General features: G+C 64.0%; 19 protein-coding genes, 1 pseudogene and 1 riboswitch. Of the genes and pseudogenes, 1 reads left to right on the plus strand and 19 read right to left on the minus strand.

Annotated features, from left to right (window positions below):
- Positions 1-13 precede the first annotated feature (13 nt).
- Positions 14-1,528, minus strand: a complete 1,515-nt coding sequence (locus BLT68_RS01790) for an Hsp70 family protein (RefSeq protein WP_074632587.1) — start codon at positions 1,526-1,528, stop codon at positions 14-16.
- A 33-nt stretch (positions 1,529-1,561) separates the two neighbouring features.
- Positions 1,562-2,308, minus strand: a complete 747-nt coding sequence (locus tag BLT68_RS01795) for a phosphatase PAP2 family protein (protein WP_074632589.1) — start codon at positions 2,306-2,308, stop codon at positions 1,562-1,564.
- 165 nt (positions 2,309-2,473) lie between these two features.
- Here BLT68_RS01795 and BLT68_RS01800 point away from each other — a divergent pair, with 165 nt between their 5' ends.
- Positions 2,474-2,839, plus strand: coding sequence for an RNA polymerase-binding protein RbpA (locus tag BLT68_RS01800; RefSeq protein WP_050694750.1), 366 nt, complete (start codon positions 2,474-2,476; stop codon positions 2,837-2,839).
- On the opposite strand, the gene BLT68_RS01805 is transcribed toward BLT68_RS01800, so the two are convergent.
- From BLT68_RS01805 to mihF, 17 genes and pseudogenes are all read right to left on the minus strand, one after another.
- On the minus strand, positions 2,836-3,621 hold the full coding sequence (locus tag BLT68_RS01805; protein ID WP_074632591.1) for a polyprenol monophosphomannose synthase: 786 nt from the start codon (positions 3,619-3,621) through the stop codon (positions 2,836-2,838). The two genes, BLT68_RS01800 and BLT68_RS01805, sit on opposite strands and share 4 nt — an antisense overlap.
- Before the next feature lie 26 nt (positions 3,622-3,647).
- Positions 3,648-5,258: an apolipoprotein N-acyltransferase gene (lnt, locus tag BLT68_RS01810; protein WP_074632592.1), complete on the minus strand. Its 1,611-nt coding sequence runs from the start codon at positions 5,256-5,258 to the stop codon at positions 3,648-3,650.
- Positions 5,259-5,274: 16 nt separating this feature from the next.
- Positions 5,275-8,040 carry a DEAD/DEAH box helicase gene (locus BLT68_RS01815; RefSeq protein ID WP_074632596.1) on the minus strand — a complete coding sequence of 922 codons (2,766 nt, stop codon included), beginning with the start codon at positions 8,038-8,040 and terminating at the stop codon, positions 5,275-5,277.
- Entirely contained in the window at positions 8,037-8,972 is a 936-nt protein-coding gene (locus BLT68_RS01820; RefSeq protein WP_074632598.1) for a helix-turn-helix transcriptional regulator, read from the minus strand. Before BLT68_RS01820 ends, BLT68_RS01815 begins: the two co-directional genes overlap by 4 nt.
- Complete coding sequence (locus BLT68_RS01825) at positions 8,965-9,900, minus strand: helix-turn-helix transcriptional regulator (RefSeq protein WP_074632707.1); 936 nt, start codon at positions 9,898-9,900, stop codon at positions 8,965-8,967. Before BLT68_RS01825 ends, BLT68_RS01820 begins: the two co-directional genes overlap by 8 nt.
- Before the next feature lie 48 nt (positions 9,901-9,948).
- The gene (locus tag BLT68_RS01830; protein WP_074632599.1) at positions 9,949-10,998 is read right to left on the minus strand and encodes an ABC transporter substrate-binding protein; all 1,050 of its coding nucleotides are present in this window, start codon (positions 10,996-10,998) and stop codon (positions 9,949-9,951) included.
- Between the two features lie 12 nt (positions 10,999-11,010).
- Complete coding sequence (locus BLT68_RS01835; protein ID WP_050694756.1) at positions 11,011-11,784, minus strand: ABC transporter permease; 774 nt, start codon at positions 11,782-11,784, stop codon at positions 11,011-11,013.
- Between the two features lie 56 nt (positions 11,785-11,840).
- Positions 11,841-11,968: riboswitch (FMN riboswitch) on the minus strand.
- A 72-nt stretch (positions 11,969-12,040) separates the two neighbouring features.
- Positions 12,041-12,703: a ribulose-phosphate 3-epimerase gene (gene rpe / locus BLT68_RS01840; RefSeq protein ID WP_074632709.1), complete on the minus strand. Its 663-nt coding sequence runs from the start codon at positions 12,701-12,703 to the stop codon at positions 12,041-12,043.
- Between the two features lie 10 nt (positions 12,704-12,713).
- Positions 12,714-14,186 carry a transcription antitermination factor NusB gene (locus BLT68_RS01845; RefSeq protein ID WP_074632601.1) on the minus strand — a complete coding sequence of 491 codons (1,473 nt, stop codon included), beginning with the start codon at positions 14,184-14,186 and terminating at the stop codon, positions 12,714-12,716.
- Positions 14,183-15,126, minus strand: a pseudogene (locus BLT68_RS01850) (methionyl-tRNA formyltransferase). Before BLT68_RS01850 ends, BLT68_RS01845 begins: the two are co-directional and overlap by 4 nt.
- Positions 15,127-15,159: 33 nt before the next feature.
- Positions 15,160-17,142 carry a primosomal protein N' family DNA-binding protein gene (locus BLT68_RS01855; RefSeq protein WP_074632602.1) on the minus strand — a complete coding sequence of 661 codons (1,983 nt, stop codon included), beginning with the start codon at positions 17,140-17,142 and terminating at the stop codon, positions 15,160-15,162.
- A gap of 42 nt (positions 17,143-17,184) precedes the next feature.
- The gene (locus BLT68_RS01860) at positions 17,185-17,820 is read right to left on the minus strand and encodes a vitamin K epoxide reductase family protein (RefSeq protein WP_050694760.1); all 636 of its coding nucleotides are present in this window, start codon (positions 17,818-17,820) and stop codon (positions 17,185-17,187) included.
- Complete coding sequence (gene metK, locus BLT68_RS01865; RefSeq protein WP_050694761.1) at positions 17,817-19,004, minus strand: methionine adenosyltransferase; 1,188 nt, start codon at positions 19,002-19,004, stop codon at positions 17,817-17,819. The genes BLT68_RS01860 and metK overlap by 4 nt, the downstream gene beginning before the upstream one ends.
- Positions 19,001-20,236, minus strand: coding sequence for a bifunctional phosphopantothenoylcysteine decarboxylase/phosphopantothenate--cysteine ligase CoaBC (coaBC, locus tag BLT68_RS01870; RefSeq protein WP_050694762.1), 1,236 nt, complete (start codon positions 20,234-20,236; stop codon positions 19,001-19,003). The genes metK and coaBC overlap by 4 nt, the downstream gene beginning before the upstream one ends.
- 1 nt (position 20,237) lies before the next feature.
- The gene (rpoZ, locus tag BLT68_RS01875) at positions 20,238-20,504 is read right to left on the minus strand and encodes a DNA-directed RNA polymerase subunit omega (RefSeq protein ID WP_050694763.1); all 267 of its coding nucleotides are present in this window, start codon (positions 20,502-20,504) and stop codon (positions 20,238-20,240) included.
- 36 nt (positions 20,505-20,540) lie between these two features.
- Complete coding sequence (gene gmk / locus BLT68_RS01880) at positions 20,541-21,098, minus strand: guanylate kinase (protein WP_050694764.1); 558 nt, start codon at positions 21,096-21,098, stop codon at positions 20,541-20,543.
- A 24-nt stretch (positions 21,099-21,122) separates the two neighbouring features.
- The gene (gene mihF / locus BLT68_RS01885; protein WP_007589281.1) at positions 21,123-21,434 is read right to left on the minus strand and encodes an integration host factor, actinobacterial type; all 312 of its coding nucleotides are present in this window, start codon (positions 21,432-21,434) and stop codon (positions 21,123-21,125) included.
- Positions 21,435-21,810: the final 376 nt, after the last annotated feature.

A 21,810-nucleotide genomic window follows, 5' to 3' on the forward strand; every position in this document is an offset into this window, starting at 1 on the left:
CGCGGCCTTGGAACTATTGGCGCCCGAGGGGCCGCCTGATCGTGAATGCGGCCTCCAGGTCGGTGATTTCCACACTCACCATCCCGTTCGCATCAACGATGTAGGCCTCTTCGATGAGGGGGCCATCCTCCGTGCGAACCACGGGAATCGATGCGATGTCAATGTCGCTGCGGTGCAGGTTGGGGTCGAAGGGGAAGATGACTTCCCCGTACGGCTGCAGATCCCCGCGTGGCACCCCGGCCTCGTCGAAGGATGAGTACTCAACGAAGCGGAAGTGTCCAATGTTGTGAGCTGCACGATATCGGCGCTTGATCGTCAGGGCCTGACCGGGAGCCAGTTCCGTGTTGGGCTCAAGGAGTGTGTCGAACGAAATGAGGTTACCGGCCTCACGCTCACGGAAGACTCCGAGGCCTCGAGAAAGCTGCTCGCGCACCGTGTACGCCGCTTCGGGATCGGCTCCGATGGCCAGTCCGATCGCGGTAGACGCAGCCGTGTGGGGCGAACGATGAACCCGGCGTCCGAAACGGGAACGCAAGACCCTGGCAACGAGAGGCAGCTGAGAACCGCCACCTACCACGTAGAGCCCCGCGATATCGCCGCCAAGCTTGCTCGTGCCCGACGCGTCGGGCACGAGGAGGGGTTCCATCGCTTTCACCGTTGCCTCGACCAGGGGAGTGCAGGCGTCATAGAAGCTGGCGACCGTGATTGTGACGGGCTCTCCATTAACGGGTACCGTGATGAACTTCGTGGAAGGGGAGAGCGTTTCCTTTGCGGTGCGGGCATCTTCCAGCAGCCGCTGCCACGCGGCGTCCCCCAGCTTTCCCGAATCGGTTTTGGCGGCTGCGGCCAGGCAGTTGGCGAGCACCGTGTCAAAGTCATCCCCGCCGATCATGTTCAGACCGCGCGAACCCATGACCTCGTGCAGCGTTCCGGTTGCCGAGACGATGGAGGCATCGAATGTGCCGCCGCCGAGGTCGTAGACGAGGATTGCGGTTCGCTTTGAATTGAGCGTGCCGGCGTGGCGGTGCGTGTACTCGAAGCCGGCCGCTGACGGTTCGTTAACCATGGCGAGCACGTCCCAGCCCGCACGCCGGAAGGCCTCGAGAGTGAGGAAACGCTGGGCAGACCACGCGTGGGCGGGAACGCCGACCAGCGCCTCCAGGGGCTCGGATGCGGGCAATAGGGAGACGGAGGAGTTGGTGCGCAGCTGATGGGCCACGTAGCTAAGGAAGCCCGTCAGCGCGTCCAGGATGGAGATGCTGTGATTTCCCAGCCGAAACGTCGAGGCGTCAGTGACGGACGCATCCGACAGCAGTCGCTTGAAGGAGCGAAGGTGGAGGGCTCCGTCGCGCGCGGCGTCTTCGGCGTCGAAGCCGTACACCAGTCGGTCGCCATCAAGGGCGAGTACAGACGGAATGAAATCGATGGTATCGTCCTGATTGTTAATAAAAGAGACGATCGGATAGTTCCCCCGATCGACGATAGCGATCGCTGTGGTCGTGGTGCCAAAATCAACTCCGAGTCTCATGGAACCCACCCTAGCGCGCATTCGCGGCGGGGCCTAGGACCGTCTTACGGGACGTTCCCACTTTCCGCGATCACATGCCCTGTGGGCGAGGGTGACAAAAAGCCAAGCGAACAGGAAGTACGCAAATCCTGCGATGGCATCCACAATGTAATGGTTGCCCGTTGCGACGATTGTCACGATTGTCAGTGTCGGGTGCGCGGCGAGCAGGAGCCTGGCCCACCACGAACGCCACACGTAGGTGCCGAGCATGAACGCGACCCACATCGACCAGCCTGTGTGCATGGAGGGCATCGCGCCGTATGGGTTGGCGAGCGTGCCGAACAGCTGGGAGTAGGAGGACGTGTGTTGGGCGACGGCGTCGACGATTCCAAATTCGTTGACGAGGCGCGGAGGAGCCAGGGGATAGGTCCAATACGTTACCAGCGCGCCGATCGTCATGACCACGAGCGTCCAACGAGCCCGTGAGTAGAGGGTGGGCGCCTTGATCCACAGGGCCAGCATCGCCAGCCCCGTGGCGAGAAAGAACGAGACCGCGTACTGCATCGAAGCCAGCGAAGCAACGGTGGGATGCGCTGCCAGCCAGGCGTTGGCGTCCGCCTCAACGAACAGGCCAACGTATTCCTCGAGGCGGGCGATCGTGTGGGCGTGTGCGACCGCGACCTCCTTGGTGGCGGGTGCAAGAAACGACAAAACCGAGTAGGCCATGCATGCGAAGGTGAGTCCGACGACTTCGCGAATGGCGTGTGGCCTGCGTGAGGATAGGGGCTTGTCCGACGTCATGGGTGTAACTGTAGCCGTGTGGGTGAAGGGAGCGTTAACGGAAAAAATCGGACATAATGTACATTATCGGATCGTGGGGTGGGAGTTGGACGAGGCGGTGGCGGGGTTCCGCTTGACGTGTCGGATAGAATGAATCCGTTTCTTCACTACGTCCAGGAGGCAGTTATGGCTGACCGCGCATTGCGTGGCATGCAGATCGGCGCCAAGTCCCTCGAGTCCGAGGACGGCGTCGTCTTCGCAGATCGTTTCGTCGTCCGTTACCTGTGCCCGAACGGACACGAGTTCGAGGTAACGCTCTCCAGCGAGGCGACCGCGCCCGCAAACTGGGAATGCAAGTGCGGCCAGTCCGCCGAGCTTATCGGCGAAACTGAGGAAGACGAGGAATGCAAGCCCGTGAAGCCGCAGCGCACCCACTGGGACATGCTGCTTGAGCGCCGCTCGATCGAGGAGCTTGAGGTCGTTTTGAGCGAGCAGCTGACCGTGTATCGCGAGGGGCGACTGCGCCCCGAAGGCCACTACCGCAAGGGCTAACACGAACGGAACGGCGCGCGTGCGGCCTGGGCTAGACGGCTCAGGCCGCCCTTTGTCACCATTGCCAGTTCCTCGACAAAAATCGATGAATCGAGCTTCGATTCGCCGGCGATGCGTTCGTCGAAAGTGATAGGCACCTCGCGAATTACCGCGCCCAAGGACCGTTCGAGCTCGGTCATCTCGACCTGGAAACCGAATCCCGTAGTCGAGACGCGCCCCAGGACGCCGTGTGCGACCAGGAAGGAAGCACGATGAACGCGCAGGCCCGCAGTCGCGTCACGAACGGGCGTTCCGAGGCAAAATCGGACATAATAATTGCCCGCCTTCGAGAGAGCGACGCGTTTAGCCGACCAGCCATTGACCCTCCCGCCGCGTACCCACCGGGAACCAATCACCAAGTCAGGATGATCGGGGCCGGACATTCGTGTCAACAATTTGGGCAAGTCGACCGGACGATGCGAACCGTCCGCATCCATCTGCAGCAGGAACGGGTAGGCGTGCTCCATGCCCCACCCCATGCCGTCGACGTAGGCGGTTGCCAGGCCTGATTTCGCCGGACGGTGGAGAACGTGAAGTCGAGCCTCCCCCGCGCATCGTTCGTCAACCCACTCCCCCGTGCCATCCGGGGACGAGTCATCGACGATGAGTACGTGAGCGTTCGGGACCTGCATCCACACTTCCTTCAGAACGGCTGGTAGCGTCGACATTTCGTTATAAGTGGGGATCACGATCAGCGTGTGATCGCCAATTGGCGAGGGAGCGGGATGCGCGGAATCAGTCATGAGCCACATTTTGCATGTTTTGAGGATCACTCGCACGCGCTGTTCGGGAAAGCCGATACCCGCCCGCGCGCGAGTCCTGCCAGGGATACCGCGACAAGCAGCACAGTGAGCGCCATCAAGGCGATCGGAATATGCTCGCCAGCGCGAGCTGTGACAGTCAATGACGAGCGCAGCGGTATGTCTGCCACCACAGTGGCAACCTGTTGAGTAGCCGTCGAAGCGAGCACCGAACCGTCGGGGCGAATCACGTACGAGTGTCCGGTCGTTGACGCCTGGATGGCGCTGCGCGAATACTCCATTGCGCGCATGCGCAGCAGCTGCCCCTGCTGAGCGGACTCTCCCGATGAGCGGAAATGGTAGTTGTTCGACGGGGTGACGATGGCCTGTCCGCCCAGGCCAACACCCGCTGCGATGACCGTTGGATACCCTGCTTCAAAACAGATTCCGACAGCGAGCGGAACTGTACGACCATCGCGCGCGACCACGTCCATGCGGGGAGGCTCCTCCCCCGCTTCCATGTCCCTGCTGGACTGAGCCACTTCCGTGGCAAAGGAGGAAATGTAGCCCCGGAACGGGATGAATTCACCAAAGGGCACGGGCACGTGCTTGGAATAACGCAATGCCTCGTCCATGCCGGTGCCGACCTCCCACAGGGCAAGCCAGTTTTTCACGCGATTGCGCTCATTGATATTCGTGTAGCCCATGAGGATCGGCGCATCGACGGCACGAGACGCAGTTTCGATGCTCTTTGCCACATCGGGAAAGGCTGCCGGGTCGCGGTCGACGGATCCTTCGCCCCAGATTGCCAGATCGATAGGATTGCCTGTCGTTGCTGGGTCCTTCGCCAGCTGCAGCGTTGCGCGCATGTTGTTGCCCGTGACCTCCCCCCGTCGTTTATAGGCCTGCGCTCCCGGCAGCGCGATATCACCCTGCACGATCCCCACGCGGAGCAGGCCTTCTTCTGCCCGATTCGACAGCGGGATTGCCGCTGGAGCCACGTAACAAACGGCCAGGACTACGGCCAGGAAGGGACGCGAGAACCAGCGCTCGGCGTGACTGGAGGCGTCGCGGCGAGCAAACATGCGGCGGAGAAGTACCGCGCAGAACACCACGACAGTGGTAATCACCGACGTTCCTCCGTAGGGGGCCAGGTGGCCAAGCGGCGAATCAACCTGAGGGAGGGCAACCGACCCCCATGGGAAACCCGACCATGGCCAGCGCAAGCGCACCGCATCAACACCCGCCCAGGAGACGGCGTACACGAGCGCCTGCACGAGTGGCCCGCGAGCCCAGGGCCACAGTTGCGTCCACCGCACGAAGACCACCCATAGGAGCAGAAAAAGGGTCTGGACAAAGGCCAGCACAAACCACGCCGGCCGCGATCCCACGGCGAGAAAAACCCAATCAATAAGGGGAAGCCACATGCTCATCCCGAATATGAAGGTAACCGTCAGGGCGTGAAGAGAACGGGCCTCGTCGATGCGGGAGATATAGAGTGTCAGCGCGGGCACCGACAGCCACCACCAGCCCAGCGGGGGAAACGACGCGTACAGTGCCAGGCCAGCGACGGCCGCAACCAATGTATCCCCGCACACATGAGCGAGGGACGCGCGTTTCAAAATTTCTCGATGCCCCACTGAAACCTCCAGGCTCTTAGATGGTGGTCCAGGAAACGATACCGCGTCCGATGCGGTTCTTCGCTGCCTGAGCTGTGCGAGCAAGATCGGAGGAAGGCACAGCGGAGGCGATCTGCCCCAGGCAATCCATGACTTGTCGCATCCACCGGACGAAGTCGCCGGCCTGTATCTGTGTGCCGTCGATTGCGGTAGCGAGCGTCGAGCCGTGAGCCCACGCCAGCGTTGCGGCCATCAGACCAGCGTCCATACCCGGCGTCGGATCCAAACCGCAGTGCTTCTCCACGCGATGCACTCGTTCGAGTGTGCCCATGCACTCGTCCCAAGCCGTGCGCAGCCGGATGCTTACGCCCGAGGGGGTGAGCTCGCATGCGTCGTCATCGCTGTGCGAATCGTAGACGAGGGCGGATACCAACGCCGCCAGTTCCGCTTCGTTCAGGCCTTCCCACGCGCCTTCGTCGATCGACATAGCGATCACGAGGTCGCGCTCGCCAAAAACACGGCGGAGCCGCTCGCCCGACTCGGTCACGCGGTCGCCATCGAGGAAACCAAGCCGCTCAAGGACCGCGCAAACTCGGTCAAAGTGCACGGCAACCGAACCGGTCTGTGCGTCAATCTGCGTTCTTAGACGGTCGATCTCACGACTCACGTGCGCCCATCGAGCACCCGCCCTGGCGTGTTCCTCTCGGTGAGGGCATCGGTGGACCGGATGAGAACGCATGGCTGCACGCAGATCCGAGATCGGATCGCGGTCCGGGGAGCTGTCGTGGGCGAGAGCGAAACGTCCCTTGGCGCGGCCCGATCGGAGCTCCCCCGCGATACGGGTGCGTTCCTTCGTGCGGCGCAATGCTGACCCACCCGGAATCGACAGGTGTCCGACGACGGCGATACCGCCGCGGATGTCCTCCGGTGCGAGGGAGCGCCACGTGCCGTCCTCTCCGATGATACAGACCTCGACTCGGCCCGAGGCCGTGGTCGCCTGCGCGCCGACAACGCACAGGCGGTGCTTGTGCCCGCGAGTGAGCGCGAGAACGTCTCCGGTGCGTACGCTCTCGAGCACGCGTCGTGATTCCTCGCGCCGCTCGCGCTTGCGTGCGCGCGCACCCGACTTTTCTGCCTGGCTGATTCGATCACGCAGCGTCAGGTACGCGCGCACGTCACCGCGTGAACACGACAGGTCCTGGGCGGCGTCGTCGCGCTGCGCTTCAAGCTCCGTCAGCCGCGACGCGAGTTGTACGACGGCAGCGTCAGCCTGGAACTGAGCGAAAGAGGACTCCAGAACCCTGCGAGTGAGGGAACGCGTCGACCTGGCCAGGAGGTTGACGACCATGTTGTAGGTCGGCGTGAACGCCGAAATCAGCGGATAGGTACGCTTTGAGGCCAGCGCCGCCACCTCTTCGGGCGCCACTCCCCCGCGATGCGACACGATCGCATGCCCCTCCGTGTCGATTCCCCGACGCCCGGCACGGCCAGACAGCTGCGTGAACTCGCCCGCGGACAGTGACACGTGTGCTGATCCGTTCCACTTTGTGAGCGATTCGATGACGACGGTTCGCGCGGGCATATTGATACCAAGGGCCAGGGTCTCCGTCGCATAGACCATCTTGACCAGGCCCGCTGAGAAGAGATACTCGACGGTCTCTTTCATGAGAGGGAGCATTCCCGCATGGTGGGCCGCGATCCCGCGCATGAGCCCCCGTTTCCAGGAATCGACCCCGAGCACGGTGGCGTCCTCCGGGGCAATCGCCGTGATGGCCTCGTCAACGTAGCGCTCGATCGTGGCTGCCTCGGATCGGGTTGTCAGGGTGATGCGCGTCGCGAGAACCTGACGTACGGCGTCTTCGCAACCGGCTCGCGAGAAGATGAAAGTGATCGCCGGTAACAGGTGCGCACGATCAAGAGAAACGAGCGTTGATGGGCGCGACTCTCGGCCCCCGATGCCGCTGCGGTTCCACGAACGCGATCCACGCCCGCCCCTCATGCCTGAGTCGTTTGTCGCTGCAACCAGCCGCGGGTTGAGCTTGTGCTTCCCGCTTGGCGCGTATAGGTCGAAGATCTTCTCACCGACGATCATGTGCTGGTAGAGAGGAACAGGTCTGTCTTCGGACACGATGATTTCGCAGGTGGAGCGGACTTCTCGGATCCATGCACCGAACTCTTCCGCGTTAGACACCGTCGCAGACAACGCGATGATCGCCACGTGGGCGGGGAGGTGAATGATCACTTCCTCCCACACGGGACCGCGCGTGCGATCCGCGAGGTAGTGGACCTCGTCGAGGACGACAACGCCGAGATCGTTGAGGGGAGCGCCCGCGTAGATCATGTTGCGGGCGACCTCGGTCGTCATGACCACAATGGGAGCACCGGGATTGACGGACGTGTCTCCCGTTGCCAATCCGACGTTGTCGTCCCCGTAGAGTTCGCGCAACTCCAGGTACTTCTGATTCGAGAGAGCCTTAATCGGTGTCGTATAAAAGGCGCGCATGCCTCGCTCAAGCGCGACAAAAGCACCGAATTGGCCCACGATTGTCTTTCCGGCACCCGTAGGAGCGGCGACGAGAACGGAGCTTCCAGTCTCGAGGGCGTCGAGTGCCTTAATCTGGAAGGGATCGGGAGTGAAGCTGAGTCCGGCCACCCACCGGGCGCGCAGCGAGGAGGCGGCGCGAAGCTGCGCCTTGTAAGCGGCGTAACGCTGTGCGGCGCTTCCCTCTCCCACGCCGATACGCTCCTCGTGCTCCGCCCGGTCAGTCTCGCGGGCGCGGTGCCTGCGTCGTTGCGGGCTCACGACGGCTCCTCCCGCATCCAGACGGACAGAATGCGGCGCGCCCGCTGCGCCGCCTCGACGCGCATATCGGGGTAAGCCGCGCGCAGGTGGTGCGCAATGTCGATAAGGAGACTGAGCCCCCACTGCTCATTCCATACCGGGAGCACAATGCGCGCTCCCCCGTCGTCCAATTCAGCGTTGATCGATCCTCCGTACTCGTCCGCGATCCATCGGGCATCCCGATCGACGTCAAGCGTCCACGTCGATGATTCCTCGCGCATCTTGCGCGGAACCTGGACACGTCTGCCAACCGCGCGAATGTTGCCCATCGAGGATGCGGCGAAGCTGCGCGGTGCCCCTGCATCCGCGCACCAGCCCCGCAGGAGCCAGCCGGTCGCGGTCGCTTCGAGGAACCAGGGATCAACGACGCGATGCGATGATTTGCCCCCGGTGGACACGTAATCGAACTCCACGCGCTGTTCACGGGTCAGTGCGTCGCGTAGCTGCACGATGACGTCGGACGAGGCCCTGGCGCGTGATGCTTCCACGCTCTCCCCGCTCGCGGTCTCCCCCAAACCCCCCAAAGACGATATGACAAGAGCCGCGTGAGGAAGGTGACCGATCAGCTCCGGTCCCACAAGCGGCGCGATTGCAGACAACCCGATGAGCAGGGCCTGCGCCTCCGGCTCAGAGAAACGCAATGGAGCCGACGCTCCCATGGTCGAGCGCAGCGAGATGCGCTGCTCGGTCTCAAAAAGTTCCCAGTCGATCTCGAAGGACGCGCCGGGCAGAGAATCGCCGACCGACGCCAAATACTCGATATCACGTCGAACCTGGCGGCGAGTGCGATGAAAGTGCGCGCCCAGCTCGTCCACGCCCACTCCCGGATGCTCGCCGATCCACGCGACCATTGAAGCCAGGCGAACGACGGCGAGTTGCACGGTTTCAGGCATCGCTTCCTCCCCACGCGGCCGCCCTGGAGAGGCGATCGATCATCGCGTCGCGCAACTGAGGCGGAGAAAGGACGATGGCGTCGGCCGCGAGCGGCAGCAGACGGGCGATCCACGTGCCCAACTCCCCGTCTTCGAGGAGAACCCGTTCCCAACCGTTCTCGCTCAGTGTGTTCTCCCCGCAGGCGGTACCCCCGGCCTCGTACCCCAGGAGAATCGTACGAGCGGGCGAAGAAACGCGCACACTCACGAGAGGCGAGACCAACGAGGACACGCGCGGGGGCGTACGTCCCGGTGGCGCGACCGACGCGTCCCCGGGCTCCCCGATGAAGGAAACTGGCGAGCATACCCGCGAGAGACGAAACGTTCGTTCGGCGAGTCGATCGAGGTCCCAGCCCCACAGATAGAGGGCGCGCCCCTGCGCCGAAAGAGCCCACGGTTCGATAGAGCGTTCCGTCAACCCGCCCGACCCCGGGTACGCGAACGTCACCACGCGACGCTCGCGTATGGCGCGCGCACACTGCGTGGCGGCCCCCAATCCCGACAGGCCGAGGGTAATGAGCGGTGCCGAAGAGTCATCCGATGATGCCGCAGCGGCCTTGGCGTCAACCGAATCTGCGATCAGCTCGTCCGTGTCCCACGCGCGGGCGGCGAGCGAAATCAGCGCGCGATCGGCGCTGGAGATCTCAATATTGGGCGCGAGGGAGTCCCTGCTGATGCTGTAGCGCTCGCCGGAGTGAATCGTCAGGTGCGCACCCGCCTCGCGCAGCGCGTCCTTGTCGCGCTGAAACTGCGTCTCGAAGGCTGCCTCGGCCAGCTCCCGGTATCCAGGAAGTGAGCGAAGCTGCGCTTTGGTGCGACCCGGACGCGCGCCAAGGAGCTCGACGAAGAGCTCCAGGACGCGCACGTTGGCGCTGGGGGCGATACTCACCCACATACCCTACGTCCAACGCGGGCCTCCCACGGACGCGGCGCACCGTCAGGACTGAGACGAGCGTTCCTCGTCGGTGGAAACAAATTGATTCGTCACGATCGAATCGGTATCAACGGAACCCTCCAGCACTCCGATCGACGAAAGGAAGCTCAGCATCGACGCCCATCGTTTGAGATCCTGGACTCCATCCGCCTGACCGCTCTGTCCACTCCACAGGGGAATCGTTGCAGTCAAGACAGCATGTGCGCCGGATAGGGCCGTCTCATCGGTCAGCGTCGTGTCCCACTTCGATGTGGCCTCGACAGCGACCTTGGGATCCGCTGCGATCGCGTCCATCGCCTCTGTCGTTGCCTGAACGATGGCTTTCGCCTGGTCGGGGTGCGTGTCCGCCCACTCGTGAGTCGTAATGATCGAAGCACCAACTAGGGGTGTCGCGGCCCCTCCCAGCGGAATCTCTCGAATGTCGATGCCCGCCAGGCGCATTTGCACCGCGTCGTTGTTGGTGAAACCAACGACCGCATCGACCTGCCCGGATGCAAGAGCCGCCCGTTGGGTGTATCCAATCGACGATATCGTTACATCCGATGCCTGCAGGCCGCCGTCCCTCATGGCGGCAAGCGCGGCGTAGTAGTTCGAACCGTATTCACCCGGAATGCCGATGGTCTTGCCCGCGAGGTCTGCCAGGCCTTTGATCGAAGAATCCGCGGGGACGATGACCGTGCCCGGATAGGCGTCGTAGTAGCGGCCGATAGACACCAGATCGAGCCCCTGCGAGGCGGCTACCGCTGCCTCGTCGCCCGAGGCGATCACCACGTCTTCCTGCCCGGCAAGCAACGCCGTGAACAAGCCCTCGTCAGAGCCGTGATGGCGGATCGTCGGGTGAATCCCGGCAGCGCCGTAGGTTCCCTGCGCCTCAGCAACGTACACGGGAGCGAACTGGATATTGGGGATGTAGGTTAAGCCGATCGTGACGTCTGCGGCGCCGTCTGGTGTCGATCCTCTGTGCTCCGATGGGGCGCCGGGCGTGCACCCCGCCAGGATCAGCGACGCGCACGCGCCGAGCGCAACTGTGCGAAGAACTGCGGAAACATTCAAGGGGATTCTCCTTCACTGCGTGATGTCGTAACGTCTCGACCGCTCGATCCTGTACACGATGATGTAGAGCATCGTCGCCATCACGCACAAAATTGCGATAACGACGAACATTCCGGCGGTGTCCACGTTGCTTCTCATTTGAGTGAGTACCTGCCCGAGTCCGGCCCCGCCCATCACCATCTCGCCCACGACGGCGCCCGTCACTGACAGCGCGAAACCGTTGCGCAGCCCACCGAGAATGGCGTGTGCTGCCAACGGAATCTCCATCTGCGTGGCCATAGTCCATCCGGTTGCCCCGTCGAGGGCCGCCGCTTCGAGGAACTCGCGGTTGATGTGCCGCAAACCGACGACGGTGGAGACCAGAATCGGGAAGAAGACAATGAGCGCGCAGAGCGCGATGACAGAGGTCATGCCGTACCCGACCCACAGGACTAACACGGGGGCGATTGCAATGGCTGGCAATGCTTGGGTTGCCCCGAGGAAGGGTTCTACCGCCGCAGCGAGGAGGCGCGATCGGTAGATCGCATAGGCTAAAGGCAGCGCGACAACCGTTCCGAGCGCACAGCCCGCGATTGCTTCGCCGCCAGTCACACCAATCTGATGCCACGTCGTGGGGCGCTTCAACAGGGTCGCCCCCCTTGCGATAACGGATAGCGGATCCGGCAGGCGCCAGGCTTCGATGCCGGTCAGCGCGGTCGTCAGCCACCAGCCCGCCAGGGCGAGTGCGAGGAAGACGATCGGTGCCGCGACGGTGAGAGCGCCGCGAGGCTTGTTCCGAGATACCACGACTTACTTTCCGACACCGGGGGTACGCGCAGCACAGCAGACGCACAAACGCGCCTCATGCACTCCTCCCATCCGGACTTTAACCGTCGGCGCCGGAATTTCACCGGCTCAGCCACCCTGTTCTGGAGGGTGGGTCGCGGACTATCACCGCCGGTTCGGACTTTCACCGACCCCGGAGTACTCCCGACCATTGTGCCACCCCTCGGCATTCGACGCGACACGTACTGGTTTTCGCCGATTGCAGGAGAAAACGGGGTCAGTGGGTGTGGGCACCCGCCAGCTCGCGCAGTGCCTCCACCTCGCGATGAGCGTCCTCCGCCCGGAAGACGGCGGAACCGGCGACAAAGTTATCAGCGCCCGCCTGCGCGGCTCGCTCGATCGTCGCCCGAGAGATACCTCCATCGACCTGGATGGACACGTCGAGGCCGGCGGCGTTGATCGCCGCGCGGGTGCGCTCAATCTTCGGAATCATCTGTTCGATAAAGCTCTGTCCGCCGAATCCCGGTTCGACCGTCATGATGAGGATCATGTCGAACTCGTTGAGTATGTCGACGAAGGGAGCGATGTCCGTCGCTGGCTTAAGCGCCAGGCCCGCGCGGGCACCCAGGCGGTGCAGTTCCCGGGCCAGCCGCAACGGCGCTGTCACCGCCTCGGCGTGGAAGGTCACGGAGTGGCAGCCGACCTCGGCGTACTGCGGTGCCCACCGATCCGGTTCGTCGATCATCAGGTGCGCGTCGACCGGGAGAATCCCGGACTTAACGACCGCCTCCGCAACGGGCAGACCCCACGACAGGTTGGGGACAAAGTGGTTGTCCATGACATCGACATGGGCGACGTCCGCTCCGGCGATCTTGTTGAGTTCGCCGCGCAGATCGGCGATGTCGCAGTTCAGAATCGAAGGGCTAATTGTGGCGTTCATAACGTACATGCTAGCGCCTGCGCAGGCACGCAACAAACATGAGATCGGTACCCAAGCGATGGTCCCATAGCTGGAGTGTACGCCCGCCGTGACCGCCGATACGCCCCACCGTATCCGGGAGTTCGAGCGCGCGGAGCGCGCAGTCGTCGGCAATCTCGATCGTGTCGAGCAGCTCGACCTTTCCGCCAGTGAGCAGGCGCACAACCTGGTCTCGCGTCTCTGCCACGTGCGGGGAACACGTGATGTAGGTCAGGACGCCGCCGGGGCGGGTGAGCGCGACGGCACGGTCGAGGAGCTCACGCTGGAGGAGCGTCAGGGCTTCAAGGTCTGCCTCGGTGCGGTTCCAGCGCGACTCGGGACGCCGGCGCATCGACCCCATGCCGGAGCAGGGGGCGTCAACGACGACCCGGTCAAAGGACGCGAGCGGCCAAGCGCTGCTCCCACCACCGAAGCTCCGGCCGTCACCGCTCACCACGTCGATCGAATCGAAGAGCCGTGTCGTGCGCTCAACGAGGCGCGCTCGGTGCGGGTGAATCTCGTTGGCAGTGACGCGCGCCCCGACGCGGGTGGCCAGCCCAGCGAGCATCGCCGCCTTGCCGCCCGGTCCCGCGCACAGGTCAAGCCAGCGCCCGTCCTCTCCCCCGTCCAGGGGCGCCTGGGCCGCGATGAGCGCGGCCAGCTGGGAGCCCTCGTCCTGGGCGCCCGCACGACCGTCGCGGATGGAAGGCAGACGAGAGGGATCACCCGATTCGAGCATGACCGCATGGGACGAGATAGTGCCAAACGCGACGCGAGTGTTCAGGATATCCTCCGCCTCGTCGGCAAGTTCTACCGCTTCCATCAGCGTGGGACGGGCGACCAGGGTCACCGTCGGAACCTCGTTGTCAGCGGCCAGCACGTCAACGAGTTCCTCGGTCGGATACCCGTGAGCAGCGAGTGCCTCACGGAACGCGCGAACCATCCACGCCGGATGCGAGTGACGCACCCCCAGGGCTTCGTCCTGGTCCTCGATCGCGGCCATCGCCTTCTCGCGGTCCGCCGGGTCTTCACGGGTGATGGAACGCAGGACAGCATTGATAAAGCGTACGGGGCCGTCGGTCAGGTGTTCGCGTGCCACATCAACGGTCGCGGATACCGCAGCATGGTCGGGCACACGCATGTTGAGCAGCTGGTGGGCGCCCATGCGCGCCAGCACCAATACCCGGAGATCGAGGCGGGCCAGCGGACGATCCACGTGCCGAGCAATCACCCAGTCGAGGCGTCCGATTGTGCGAAGGGTTCCGTGCACGAGCTCGGAAGTAAAGGCTGCATCGCGATCCGAAAAGTGCCCTTCTCGACGCGCTTGGCGCAGAGCCTTCGGCAAAATGAGGTTCGCGAACGCTCCCTGCGCCTCGACCTCGTGCAACACGTCGTATGCGATGCGACGAGGCTCATCCGCCCGGCGCAGCTTCCTATAGCCGTCGGCGTAGCGTTTCTCGCTCATTGGAGGTCCTTTGCCTCGCCCCCGAGGCGCAGGTCATCGGAGGGGCGCGCTCCCCTGGCCCACGCTGCGGCATCCATCCAGGACTTACCGGCTGGGGCGACCTTTCCCAGAATCAAGGCACCTTGCGAACAGCCGACGCTCACTTGTTTTTTCGTCACCTCAAGCTGGCCCGGCGCCAGGTCGTCCCTGTCGACAGGCGTTGCCGTGTCCAGCTTCATGCGTACCCCCCGGGCAAGAAGGTGAACGCACCGGGGTTGGGGGTGACGGAACGGATAACGCGGTCCTCGTGGGCCGCGCCGTGCGTGAACGACACGTAGCCGTCGGCGTGAGTCAGTCGACGTGCGTGCGTGGCGCCGTCCTCGCTCTGTGCTTGTGCCTGCGCGGTTCCCGCCTGCAGCGAATCCACGACGTCGAGCACTTGCTGAGCCCCCGCCTGAGCCATTGAAGCCAGTAGCTCACCCGCACTCTCTCGGCCGATCGGCACCTTCGCGCGCGAATAGATGGCACCCGTATCGAGTCCTTCCTCGAGTGCGAAAACGCACGATGCCGTGGAGAGATCCCCTTCTCGGATCCCCCACTGGACGGGTGCGGCGCCCCTCCATCGGGGCAGGTCGGAGAAGTGCAGGTTGATCCATCCGTGCGTCGGCATCGCCAGGACGGCGGGAGGCACGAGTCCTCCATAAGCGACGACCACACCCAGGTCGGCGCGAGCAGCAGCGATGCGTTCGCGGGTCTCAGGAGCCTTGAGCGCCGTCGTCTCGAGCAGATCGACGCCAGCCTCCGAAGCAATCTGGGCGACCGGAGAGGGGGAAAGGGTCTTGCCTCGCCCGCGGCGGGCGGGCGGGCGGGTGAGGACCAAAACCACCTCGTGGGACGAATGGAGCAGGCATCGCAGCGTGGGGACTGCTGCCTCGGGAGTTCCAGCGAATATTATGCGCACGCCTGACAGTTTACGGCACGGAACGCCCCGTACTCAGAAGAGCTCGGGTGGGTTCACGCTCATTTTGACGGCGGGTAACTTCCTGGCGCTACGGGAGCGCCGGATGTCGGTTAAAACTGAGAGCATCTCGCTGGAGTGAGGCAGAGGCGTCCGGACGAGAGTGCGCACCTCGTTCTCCTCTCCTTCGCGCGTCGCGGGACGCACGACCGTGCCCACCAGCTCGGTGCCCCCCTCGCGGACAACCTGGTCAACTACTTGACGTACCTGCGCGGAGGGGCCGTCGAGCGCGACCATCGTCGAGGCCGGAAAGAAACCGAGCGCTTCCCGTTCGTCAAGCAGGCGTTCGGCATAGTCGGCGGGAGACCACCGGACCAGCATCTGACCGAGTGAGGCCGGAATGGTACCGACGACGAGGCAGGGGTGTCCCGGGCGCACGAGAGAAAGCGCGTTGAGCCATCGTCTGGCCGCCTCCTCGGGCGCCCACAACTCCGGGCGTCCGGCGAGCGCGGGTGCGTCCAGAATGACCGCGCCCGCATAATCGCCCTCGACCGGTGGTTCGGCACCTGCGGTTGCGACGACAACGGTTCGTCGCGACGGCAATTCACGGGTAACACGGTGGGCAGCTGAGGATTCGAGCACCGAAACGTCGCGGAGAGTTGTAGCGATCTCTTCGGCGGTACGGGCGGAACCGACGCGGGCGCCGCGCAACTCGGTTCCCGAGCAGTGCGGGCATCGCCAGGATTGCTGCTGCCGCCCGCACCACGCGCACGCGGTGTTGCCCCCGCCGTCCATGGATATGGGCCCCGAGCAGTGTCGGCACCGGGCACGCTCATCGCACCGACGGCACACGATGGTCGGCCAGTAGCCGGCGGACGCGACCTGGATAAGCACCGGCCCCTCGCGCAGACCCTGACGGATCATGCGCAAGGCCGCCTGCGGGATACGCATGCGACCGCTCGCGCCCTCGCAATCGGCTTGTGTGCTCCCGTGCAGGTGGACCCGGGGCGTGGCTTCGCGTAGCGCCTGAGGGGTCGGTTCCAAGTTCGCCGCCCACCCGGAGCGTACGAGTGCCTGTGACTTGACCGATCGCGCGCAGGAGGCAACGATCAGACCGGTGCCCTCGACGGCGCACCGCTGAACCGCCACGTCAAGGGCGTCGCACCGGGGAAAACGGCGCTCCCGAAGGCGGTCGTCACCATCGTCGATAATCACGATCAATCCCAGCGACGAACACGGGACCCACACGGCAGAACGCGTACCCACGACGATTGGGACGTGCCCGAGGGATGCCGCAGCGTGCACGCGATAGCGCTCCTGCGGCGAAACCTCCCCGCCCGTGAGAGCGACCGGCACCCCGGTGTCCTCTTGCAGCTCGCGAGCCCGGCGCGCCGCCTGCTCGCTCGTCGCCGTCACCACGATAACGCTGCGGCCAGACGAGACGGTAGCCGCGACGGCCTCGAAGAGGCATTCGCGAAGGCGGGGGCGAAGCGTCGTGACAACTGCACGTGGGGACTCCCCCGCCCTGAGACGAGACACCAGCGCGCCCCCGGCGTGATATGCCTGCCAGCCCCGGCCATCCTCGTCGCATTCAACGCTGGGCCAGGCGGGCGCTAAAGCCTCACGCGCCTCCTTCTCGGCGCGCGCGTGCCTCACAGGAATAGCGAGGGACAGTACCTGGGAGGTCGTGGCGAGGAAACGCGACGCGATACGGCGCGCGGTCTCATAGATCGCGGGGGCGAGCACGGGCAGTGACGAGGTAACCGATTCGATGCGGGCTGTTCCGGCTCCCACCTCGCGCCGGGATCGTTCGACAATCCACCCGTCGACGCGCGCACCGGAAAAGCGAACGCGGACCAAGGCCCCCACGGCGGCAGCATCGGCCAGCTTCTCGGGAATGACATAGTCCAAAGGCCGATCCATGTGCGAAAGGTCGACGTCGACGAGCACGCGTGCGATGTCCGCACGGTGAGTGGTCGGCGGATCAAAGCCTTCGAGCATACCCTGGAGGGAGGTCATGAGCCTAGTGAATCAGAGTCCGCGCTCATGTACGTCCCGCGCTCAGCCGAGCAGCTTCAGGCCGTACTTGGCCACGACCATCGCGAGGACTGCGAAGATGATGAGTCCCCACAGGGCCCAGTCCAGTCCCTGGGCGACAGCCCTGCGCATCCATTCGGGGGCGACAAGGATCCGCTCGCGAATGTTAATCCGTGTCAGGCCAGCGAATACCAGAGTCGTCGTGAGAGTGATGACCAGGCACCACGGGCACAGGACCTGAATGACGAAGTAGGACTGACCAAACAGCCAGAACGCGAAGAAGAGCGCCACCGTGTACAGCAGGTTCGCGCTCAGCAGGTACCAGCGGGGGAACGTCACCCCGGCAAAAACAGCAACCGAGATCGCCAGCACCACGGTTTCGAAGAAGATGCCGAGGAATGCGTTGGGGAAACCAAGGATACGTGCCTGCCACGTCTGAGCGACTGCCGAACACGACAGCACCGAAGAGATGTCGCACCCGAAACGGGCCGACGAATCAGCGGCAAGCTGCCAGGCTTCGATCGACAGAACGAAGGAGGTGACGAGGCCGATGACACCCGAGACGATCATTTCGAGGCTCGTGCGAGAGCGCCACGATCGACGCGCGGACTCGGTGTCGTATGAGGGCACGTACTGTGCCGATTCCGGTAATTTCGTCATGCGATCGCGGCCTTGAGCTGCATGGCGCGATTCGTTTCTTCCCAGGGGAACTGCTTACGACCGAAGTGCCCGTATGCGGCGGTATCACGGTAAATCGGGCGCAAAAGATCCAGATCCTCGATCATGCCAAGCGGGCGCAGGTCGAACACCTCGCGAATTCCATCCGCGATGCGTCCGTCGGGGATGGTCGACGTCCCGAACGTGTCGACGTACAGCCCGATCGGGTGGGCACGGCCAATCGCGTAGGCAAGCTGGATCTCGCAGCGACGCGCAACGCCTGCTGCAACAACGTTCTTTGCGACCCAACGTGCCGCGTAGGTGGCGGAGCGGTCCACCTTGGAGGGGTCTTTTCCGGAGAATGCCCCGCCACCGTGACGCGCCATACCGCCATAGGTGTCGACGATAATCTTGCGTCCGGTGAGACCCGCGTCCGCCGCCGGACCGCCCAGAACGAAACGGCCCGACGGGTTGATCAGCGTTTTCATGGCCCCCCGCGCAAGCGCAAGGTCGGATTCGTCAATGACCGGATCGATCACGTGCGCGCGCACCGCATCGGCGATGGCGGACTGCGTGAGGGACTCGTCGTGCTGAGTCGACACGACAATCGTGTCGATGCCGACGGGGCGATCATTCTCGTAGGCGAGGGTGACCTGGGTCTTTCCGTCGGGGCGCAGACCTTCAACGATCCCCTGCTTGCGCACGTACGCCAGCCGCTTGGCCAGTCGGTGGGCGAGCCAGATGGGGGCTGGCATGAGATCCGGCGTGTCTGAAGAAGCGTAGCCGAACATGATTCCCTGATCGCCAGCACCCAAGCGGTCGCGCGGATCTGCGGACTGCGTGCCGCGCACTTCCAGCGCCTCGTTAACGCCGCCGGCGATGTCGGGGCTCTGCCCGTCAAGCGACACGGACACCCCGCACGAGGCCCCGTCGAAACCAACGCGCGATGAGTCGTATCCGATCGACAGGATTTCGCGGCGAACAATGTCGGGGATCTCGACGTATGCCTCGGTGGTCACCTCGCCGGCGACGTGAATGAGGCCCGTTGCGGCCATCGTTTCGACGGCGACGCGTGAACGAGGATCCACCTCAAGCAGAGCGTCAAGGATCGCATCGGAAATGCGGTCGCACACCTTATCGGGGTGTCCCTCGGTGACGGATTCGGAAGAGAAAAGCTGCTGACTCACCGCTTCAGGTTAGCAAGGAAAGTGGCCAACTGAGCGATCAGACCTGCGGCAATGTCATCCTTTGAGCCCGCGTAACGGTCCACGAGCGCTCCGCTGGCGTCGAGGAGGCGAATATCGTTGTGAACATTGCCGAATCCGACGCGGTCCCCCACCCGGTTCACGGCGATGTAGTCCGCGCCTTTTCGGGTTGCCTTATCCGCGCCGAAAGCGATAATTTCTTCGTCCGTCCCGGTCTCGGCCGCGAAGCCGATCACCAGGGGCGGACGGATTGAGCTGTGCCCGACCTGCGCGAGTATGTCGGGGTTGCGGACCAGCCGCAGGGTCGGAGCGTCCTGCGTCGTCGGATCCTTCTTCATTTTCGAGGTCTGGGCCTGTTCGGGTCGAAAATCCGCGACGGCTGCCGCCATGATGAGCGCGTCGGCTCCACGCACCTGCTCCATCGTCGCGTCGCGCATCTGGAGGGCGGTGCCCACCCGCGTCACCTCAACGCCATCTGGAAGCGTATTCGCGACTGAATCGTCGACGTTGGCCGTGATGGCGCGGACTCGCGCCCCGGCACGCGCAGCCGCGGCCGCAATGGCGAGGCCCTGGCGACCCGATGACCTGTTCCCCAGGAAGCGGACCGGATCGATCGGTTCGCGCGTTCCACCGGCCGTCACGACGACGGTCCTGCCTGCGAGGGGCAAAGGGGTTTGGGCGTCGCGATGCTGCTGCAGCACCGCCAGCGCTCGTCGTGCGATGAGGACGGGGTCCGGTAGCCGACCAACCCCGCTGTCACCGGATCCGAGCGCACCGGCGTCGGGCTCGATGATGTGGACGCCGCGCTCGCGAAGCAGCCGGACGTTTTCCTGTGTGGCGGGGGCGAGCCACATGTTTGAGTGCATCGCGGGAGCAACAACAACGGGCGCGGCACAGGCCAGAACCGTCAGCGACACCATATCGTCGGCGAATCCGCCGGCCAGACGCGCGAGCGTGTTGGCGGTCGCCGGCACCACGATAATGAGGTCGGCGATACGCGCGAGCTCCACGTGCTCGGCACGCCCCTCCCCCGCGATATCGACGGCTACGGGGCGGGAGGTTATTCCCTCCCAGGTGGAGCGTCCCACGAAGTTCAGCGATGCCCGCGTTGCAGCCACATACACGTCGTGGCCCGCGCGTTGGAACTCGCGGACCACGATCGGCGCTTTGAAGGCTGCGACGCCGCCGGTCACACCGACGACCACCGTCGCCACGTCAGGCCTCGGGGTTAGCTTCGAGAGAGAGCATGCCCTCGTCGATCTCACGCAAAGACACGGCCAGGGGCTTCTCGTCAGGCTGTACGTCCACGACGGGCCCCACGTACTGGATCATGTTCTGCTGAAGCTGCAGGTTGTACGAATTGATCTGGCGGGCGCGCTTCGCCGCGAAAATTACCAGCGCGTACTTGGAATCGACGTGCTCCAGCAGATCATCAATGGGCGGGGACGTGATACCCACGGGCTGGGCAACAATTCCGGACATGCGTGTCTTCCTCTCAGTGGCAGATTCAGGTTGATACTACTCCAGACCAATGAGCCGAGCCAGCTCATCCACCGTGCGGTCAATGTCGTCGTTGATCACAACGTGATCGAACTCGGAGGCGGCGCCCAGCTCGACGCGAGCGGTGGCGAGGCGGCGCTCTCTCTCCTCGGGGCCCTCCGTCCCGCGACCAACAAGCCGCCGCTCCAGTTCCTCCCAGGAGGGCGGAGCGAGAAAAATGAACTGAGACTCCGGCCTGTTCTCACGCACCTGCCGGGCTCCCGCCAGGTCGATCTCCAGTAGCACCGGCACGCCAGCCTCAAGGGATTCGTCGACGGGGCCGCGAGGGGTGCCGTACCTGTTGCGCCCATGAACAAGCGCCCACTCCAACATGTCACCCCGCTGAACCATCGATTCGAATTCTCGCGGGGAAACAAAGAAGTAGTGGACGCCGTTCAGTTCACCGGGCCGAGGATCACGAGTCGTCGCCGACACCGAGACCTTGAGATTCGGATAGCGCTGGGTCAGCGCCGCGACGACGGTTCCCTTTCCGACGGCTGTTGGGCCGACAAGGACGGTCAGTTGAGCCTTGGACACGACGGTACGCCACGCTCGGGACGCTCAGCCGAAACGTTCGACGAGCGCCTTGCGTTGAACGGGGCCGAGGCCTCGCACGCGCCTACTCTGGGCGATCTTGTACTCGTCCATCAAGACTGCGGCCGTGTTCGTGCCGACGCGCGGCAGCGACTCAAGCAAAGAGACGACTTTCATCTTTGCCACGGCCTCGTCGGAATCGGCGAGTTCCAAAACCTCGGACAGATTCATCGAACGCGCCTTGAGCGCATTCTTGACTTCGGCGCGACGCCGACGCGCCTGAGTCGCCTTCTCGAGGGCCTGGGCCCTCTGTTCCGGCGTGAGATCAGGTAGTGCCATTCTGATCATCCCCTCCGTTGGAATCTTCAGTGAATTAACTATGTCACCAATCAGAGCATGATTGCCAGGCCAAACAGCTCATTCCTCCTTCACGTATACAGACTATTGCAGCGAATCGACCACCGCACGGTAGGCCGCATGCAAGGGCGCTGCGTGCGGGTCGGAGTGCACGAATGCCCAAGGCGATGAGCCTCACACGGTACCCTTCGCTGCCGCAAAAACCTGCCTGACCTGCGCCGTACCCACTCCCCACGTGCCCACTCTTGGAGCCAAAACGGCACCTTCGCGGGCCAAAAGATTGACACCTAGTTGTCCGACCACGTTGCCGGCCGTCGCATCAACGACGCCCCTCGCAAATTAAAGATGGTATTCCTCA

Origin of the sequence: Schaalia meyeri, from assembly GCF_900105015.1 — a bacterium.
GTDB classification, from domain to species: Bacteria; Actinomycetota; Actinomycetes; order Actinomycetales; family Actinomycetaceae; genus Pauljensenia; species Pauljensenia meyeri.